The sequence below is a fragment of the Prevotella sp. HMSC077E09 genome (assembly GCF_001814685.1).
GTDB classification, from domain to species: domain Bacteria; phylum Bacteroidota; class Bacteroidia; order Bacteroidales; family Bacteroidaceae; genus Prevotella; species Prevotella oris.
In genome coordinates this window covers 21,097-27,426 of sequence record NZ_KV817559.1, presented here as the reverse complement: position 1 = coordinate 27,426, position 6,330 = coordinate 21,097, and the positions used below count along the sequence as shown (strand labels likewise).

The following is a 6,330-nucleotide window of genomic DNA, read 5'->3' as shown; positions in this document are numbered from 1 at the left end:
AAGATAATCAATTTCAGAGGCGAATGCAAATCTGATGTGAATTTATTTGACAATGCAAAAGGGCCAAATCCATGGCTTGTCTACATCATTTCTTTGGTTCAGAAGTATATTTCGGCCTCTTCTTTTCCCTTTTTCTGCTGTTTCTTTTCAGGTTCATTCTTCAGTTTCCCGTCCTTGTCGAACATGCCGTATGTTGTTCGGAGCACGCTGAATTCCGTGCGTCGGTTCAGTTGATTGCATGTTTCCTGCTGCTCTTTATCAAGCTTTTCGATGAAAGCGGGAGTGAGTTGGTCGCCTTCTTTCAGCCATGTGTACTTTTCGGTGAGCTTCTTTCGAATGGTTTTCGGACGTTGTTTTCCGTAGCCAACAGCCGTCAGACGGTCGGCAGCAATGCCTTTGCTGATGAGATAACGCACAACGTTCTCGGCCCTTTGCTGCGACAGACGGAGGTTATACTCGGCCGAACCGCGGTAGTCACAGTGGGCTGCAAGTTCAATGGTTACATGCGGATTTTCGTTCAACAACGTGACAAGTTCATCAAGTGCAGCGGTTGATTCGGGGCGAAGTGTGGCCTTGTTGAAGTCGTAGAAGATGTTGTCGATGAGCACAGGAGCTGTGATTGAGGCCAAAGGAAATTGCAGTACGTGCTCTTCTGAAGCCTTTGTGGGGCGTATGTTGAGGCTTGCGTGGTGATTGAGAAAGCCGTCACAGGTGGCAAGGAAAATATAGTTGACTCCCGGTTTGAGGGTCTGTGTGAACGAACCGTCGCCTCTTACGCTCAGTTTTACATTCGTTCCGTCGTTTCCCACCATGTAAACCTGTGCATGAGGAAGCTCATATCCGTCTTTCTCATATACCCAACCTTTGACCGTCTGCACGATTTCGGGGTTCTCAAAGCTATAGATATGGTCGTAGCCTCGACTGTCGTTGCGGTTTGAAGCGAAGTATCCGCGGTTGTGAGGGCCTTCGAAAGTCATGCCGAAGTCGTCGCCGTTGCTGTTCATCGGATAGCCCAAATGGGTGATTGTCGGGTGCCCTTGTGCATCGAAATGGGCCATAAAAAGGTCTAAACCGCCCAGTCCGGGATGGCCATCGCTCGAGAAGTAGAGGTCTCCATTGGGTCGGAAAGTGGGGAATTCCTCGTTGCCTGGTGTGTTGATAGGTGCCCCGAGGTTCTCAGCTCCGCCTAATCCTGCGGCTGTAATTCGTATGCGCCAGAGGTCAAGTCCACCCATTCCTCCCGGCATGTCAGAGGTGAAATAGAGCCAATGGCCATCGGGAGAGACGGCAGGGTGGGCGAAAAGGGAGAGTGTGTCGCGGGAGATTGGTAGTTCGGAAGGCTTGCCCCATGTGGCATCGCTACGTTCGGAAGTCATGATACGGGCATAGCGTGGATAGGTGGGATCAGTTGAACACTGTGTCAGGTACATCGTTCTGCTGTCGGGAGAAAAGGCACATGCGCCCTCGTCGAAAGCCGTGTTGAGGGCTCCGCCAACGGGTTCGGGCTTGCTCCATTTGCCTTTATCGTTCTTCTCGGCAAAGAAGATGTCACCGTTCTTCATTCCCGTAATACCGCTTTGCTCGTCACCTTCGGCCTCTTTTCGCGTGGAAGTGAAGTAGAGAATGTTGTTTTCGTCGCCATAGAGCATGGGCGAATAGTCTGCTTTATAGGAGTTGAAAGCCGCCATTTTCCTGACGGTATAGCTGCTTCCTTGCTTCTTCCAGAATGGTGATTGGCGTGCAGAAGCGAGGCCATTCAACACCAAAGTGTCGTTTGGAAGAGAGTCTTTCAGGGTTAAGAACTCCTTTTCTGCTGCCTTATATTGTCCGTCTTTCAAGAGCAATCGCGCATAGATGAGTTGGTCGTTCAATGTGGCTTGTTGGTAACGTATGGCGTTTCGGAAGGCTGGTATAGCGCGTTGTGTCTGGTTGATTTTAGCATAACAGCGTGCCATTTTCACGGCTCTTTGACCACGTTCTGTGCGTTCTTTGGCCGGGGTTTGTTGGTAGGCTTTGCGGTATTGCTGTGCAGCATCGTAATATTCTCCTATGGCTTGATGCTGCTCGGCTTTCTTCATGGCGCGTTCAGTGCCGCAGGAAGCGAGGGCAAAGAGGACTGTAATGTATATGATAAGGTGGATTTTCTGCATGTATAAATAACGTTTTGCATGGAGTTATATTATAGTTTTCAGTGGGTTTTGCCCTGAATTTCTGATAGATTTTTATATCTTTGCCCCGCAGATAAGGTCAATATGAAGATAAAAAAGTATTTTGTCAGACTTCTGGTAGGCGTGTTTTGGACGTGTCTTGCATTGGAACTTCCACAGTTTTTCTTGAATATTGCGTGGCCAGCTGCATTGAATGATGCCCTTTGGCTACTTGGTCCAGCATCGTGTTGTGCCTTGATTATTCGATGGTTTTATGTGCAAAGTAAGCGTAATTCGAATGCCGTGACGAAGGCTTTATACGCGATATCATGGCTCAGTTTGCCTGTTTTGATATTGCATTTACTATTTTATAGTTATGTGATGGCAGGCAAAACGTATGAGGTTCTCTATCAAGACAAGGAGTATGAAGTTGTAGTTGACTATGCGTCTTTTGTCACAAATAGTGATTATGTATCAGTATATAAAAGGTGGTTTGGCCTTAAAAAGAGAGTCTATAGAGGCTATTATGTAGGTGAAACCGACTCGTTGAGGAGCCGGAAAACCATAGAAAGTTTCTTGAAAAAGCAGAATTAAGCGTGAAATCAGACATTCATCTAATGGTCATTAACCTTGATGAATGTCGTCTATGCTTTGTCATTGAAAGGCAAAACAAATTTACAGCCATCCTTCCAGCAGCTGCATCCATAGGCAGTTTTCCCTTTGATGATGTGTCCTTTGCCACATAGTGGGCAGGGTTTCCCGATGAGTTCATCACTCGGTTTTAGGGTCTTGTCCTTTTTAGAGACCTTTTTCTCCGTGGATTTTGGTGCTGCTTTCTTCTTCGTTTTCTTCTTTAAGTCCTCATCGGAGAGTATAGTCACGCGACGATTACTATTGTCACGCAGCACATCATTAACGATATTGGAGATCTGTGTCTTTAATTCTTCGATGAATTGTGAGGCATCATACTTCCGATGTTCTATGTCGCGGAGCTTCTTTTCCCATATACCAGTGAGTTCACAACTCGTGAGCAGCTTCTCATGTATCATGTCGATGAGTTCTATTCCCGTAGGAGTGGCCACGAGATTCTTGCGTTCACGACGAATATACTTGCGTTTGAAAAGGGTCTCAATGATACCTGCTCGGCTCGAAGGACGGCCTATGCCATTCTCTTTCAAGGCTGCACGCAGCTCGTCATCTTCAACGAACTTGCCCGCCGTTTCCATGGCACGGAGCAGCGAAGCCTCTGTATAGAACTTCGGAGGCGTGGTCTGTTTCTCCGTGAGTGTAGGCGTGTGAGGCCCGCTTTCGCCTTTAGTGAAAGTGGGAAGAGCGGCAGTTTCACCCCCAATTTCACCTCGAAGAGCAGGGGAAGTGGGTTGTTCTTCTTCTTGAGAAGCCATATTATTTGAAAGCGTATCACTCTTTTCGTTCTTTGAGGAGATGCTTTCCGTGAGACTTCTCCATCCAGGTTCCAATATTTCTTTACCCGTAACTTTGAATTCTATGCCGTCAACTTCGCCGAGAACTGTGGTCGTTGAGAACTTACAGTCAGGGTAGAAAGCACTGATAAAGCGTGTTGCAATGAGGTCAAACACGTTTTGTTCCATGACAGTAAGGCTTTTCACGGGAACTCCGGTCGGTATGATGGCGTGGTGATCTGTTACCTTACTCGTGTCGAAAACCTTCTTACTCTTGGGCAACTTCTTGCTCATGGCCGCCAAGTTCTTTATCCATGGCATGTATTTTGGCTGACTATCAATCTTACATTGACTCAAACCATTGAGTATCTGTGGGCATTTCGGATAGATATCATCGCTCAGATACTGCGTGTCGACACGTGGATATGTCGTGAATTTCTTTTCGTATAAGCTTTGAATAAGGTTCAAAGTAGTCTCTGCCGAATAGCTGAATTTGCGGTTACAGTCCACTTGAAGCGACGTAAGGTCGTAGAGGTGAGGGGGCGCTTCAGTGCCTTTCTTCTTCTGAACACTCTTGATTGTGAACGGTTTTCCGTCGATAGTGGCAAATGCTTTCTCGCCTTCTTCCTTGCTTGTAAACTTACCTGAGGTGGCCGTGAACTGCGTATCGCGATAGATAGTGGCCAAAACCCAATAAGGTTCTGGCTTGAAATGGTCGATTTCCTTTTGCCGATTGACTATCAAAGCCAATGTAGGTGTCTGCACACGACCTATACTAAGCACTTGTTTATTCTGTCCGTATTTCAGTGTGTAGAGTCGGGTTGCGTTCATTCCCAACAGCCAATCGCCGATAGCTCGGCTCAAACCGGCCATATAAAGCGGTTGATATTGCTGCTGATCCTTAAGATTTTGAAAGCCTTGTTGTATGGCTTCGTCGGTCATTGACGATATCCAAAGCCGCTTCACGGGGCATTTCACATTGGCTTTCTGCATTACCCAGCGCTGAATTAGCTCTCCTTCCTGTCCTGCATCACCGCAGTTGATGATTTCATCTGCCCCAGCATAAAGCTTTTCTATGGTGGAAAACTGTTTCTTAATGCCGTCATCGGGAATGAGTTTAATGCCGAAGCGCAGTGGAATCATAGGCAAGGCAGCCAGACTCCAATGCTTCCAGTTCTCGCTATAATCATTGGGTTCCTTCAGTTCGCATAGGTGGCCGAAGGTCCATGTGACCTGATATCCGTTCCCTTCCATGTATCCATCCTTGGCAGTTGTGGCTCCTAAGATGCGTGCTATATCCTTTGCTACACTTGGTTTCTCGGCAATACAGACAATCATTCTTTATAAGTTTAGGAATGCAAAGATACGAATTATTGTTGAAAATGAAATGAAAAAGCACTTCTAAGCCTTTTGAATTGATAAAAAAATGGCATGAATACGTGGTTACTTCGGATTAATTTGTATCTTTGTAAATAGAATAAAACAAGATAAAAGCATCATGAAGAAATTGAAGATAGAAATAGATTATGATTTCTGTCAACTTGATGAATTGAGCGAACAGGACCTAAATCTCATTGAAAGTGCCAAGGCTGCTGTGAAGAACAGCTATGCCAACTATAGTCATTTCCATGTTGGTGCGGCTTTGAGGCTGCATGATGGGCGCGTTGTTATCGGTGCAAACCAGGAGAATGCAGCCTTTCCTTCGGGCTTATGTGCCGAGCGTTCAGCCATATTTGCCGCCCAGTCGCATTATCCCGAGCAGGCTATTGATGCCTTAGCTATCGTTGCTCACAACGAAAAAGGGTTCCTGTCGGATCCTATTACGCCCTGTGGAGCATGCCGACAAGTGATGCTTGAAATGGAAGATCGCTACAAACAGAATGTCCGTGTGTTGCTTTATGGCACATCAGGTGTATATATTTTGAAAAGTGTAAAAGACCTTCTGCCCTTTGCGTTTGTTGATGAAAACATGAGAAAATAGCGCACATTATATATTTACAAAACCATTATGAAAGTTGGATTGTTTGTTCCTTGCTATGTGGATGCACTGTACCCGGAGGCTGGGATTGCTACATACAAGCTGTTAAAGCACTTTGGAATCGACATCAGTTATCCTGAGAAGCAGACTTGTTGCGGTCAACCTATGGGGAATGCAGGCTTTGAAGGCATGTCAAAACCATTGGCCCGAAAGTTTGATGAGCTGTTCCGTGACTTCGATTATATCGTTGCACCATCGGCTTCATGCGCTGCATATGTGAAGATATATTACCCTCGTTTACTGAAAGGAGAGCACGAATGCCTGTCTTCAAAGAAGATAATGGACATCGTAGAGTTCCTGCATGACGTGCTCAAAATCACCTCTTTGCCGGGTAGTTTCCCCCATGTGGTGAGCGTACATAACAGTTGTCACGGTGTAAGAGAACTTGGTTTGTCTGCTCCTTCCGAGCGAAACATTCCTCCTTACAATAAGATTATCGACTTGTTGAAGCTTTTAAAGGATATCACTGTAAAGGAACCGGAGCGCAAAGACGAGTGTTGTGGCTTCGGAGGTATGTTCTCTGTGGAGGAAACTGCAGTCTCTATACGCATGGGAGAAGATAAGATTGACCGCCATATTGCCACAGGTGCCGAGTTTGTTACAGGCCCCGACAGCAGTTGTCTGATGCATATGGCGGGCATTGCCAAGCGTGAAAAGAAACCCATAAAATTCGTTCATGTGGCCCAAATACTGGCTGCCGGACTTTAATGTAGCATAAAAGGAA

The 6,330-nt window shown here is 46.2% G+C and carries 5 protein-coding genes; 3 read left to right on the top strand and 2 right to left on the bottom strand.

Going from position 1 to position 6,330, the window contains the following annotated elements; all coding sequences use genetic code 11:
* Window positions 1-98: 98 nt before the first annotated feature.
* Complete coding sequence (locus HMPREF2983_RS06840; protein ID WP_070667491.1) at window positions 99-2,150, bottom strand: PorE family type IX secretion system protein; 2,052 nt, start codon at window positions 2,148-2,150, stop codon at window positions 99-101.
* A gap of 102 nt (window positions 2,151-2,252) precedes the next feature.
* Between HMPREF2983_RS06840 and HMPREF2983_RS06835 the strand changes: the two genes are divergently transcribed.
* On the top strand, window positions 2,253-2,741 hold the full coding sequence (locus HMPREF2983_RS06835) for a hypothetical protein (protein WP_070667490.1): 489 nt from the start codon (window positions 2,253-2,255) through the stop codon (window positions 2,739-2,741).
* Between the two features lie 50 nt (window positions 2,742-2,791).
* On the opposite strand, the gene HMPREF2983_RS06830 is transcribed toward HMPREF2983_RS06835, so the two are convergent.
* Window positions 2,792-4,906 (bottom strand): DNA topoisomerase 3, encoded by a 2,115-nt coding sequence (locus tag HMPREF2983_RS06830; RefSeq protein ID WP_070667489.1) that lies wholly within the window; start codon window positions 4,904-4,906, stop codon window positions 2,792-2,794.
* 160 nt (window positions 4,907-5,066) lie between these two features.
* On the opposite strand from HMPREF2983_RS06830, the gene cdd reads away from it, so the two are divergent.
* The gene (gene cdd, locus HMPREF2983_RS06825) at window positions 5,067-5,549 is read left to right on the top strand and encodes a cytidine deaminase (protein ID WP_004371445.1); all 483 of its coding nucleotides are present in this window, start codon (window positions 5,067-5,069) and stop codon (window positions 5,547-5,549) included.
* Between the two features lie 27 nt (window positions 5,550-5,576).
* Window positions 5,577-6,314 carry a (Fe-S)-binding protein gene (locus HMPREF2983_RS06820; protein ID WP_070667488.1) on the top strand — a complete coding sequence of 246 codons (738 nt, stop codon included), beginning with the start codon at window positions 5,577-5,579 and terminating at the stop codon, window positions 6,312-6,314.
* Window positions 6,315-6,330: the final 16 nt, after the last annotated feature.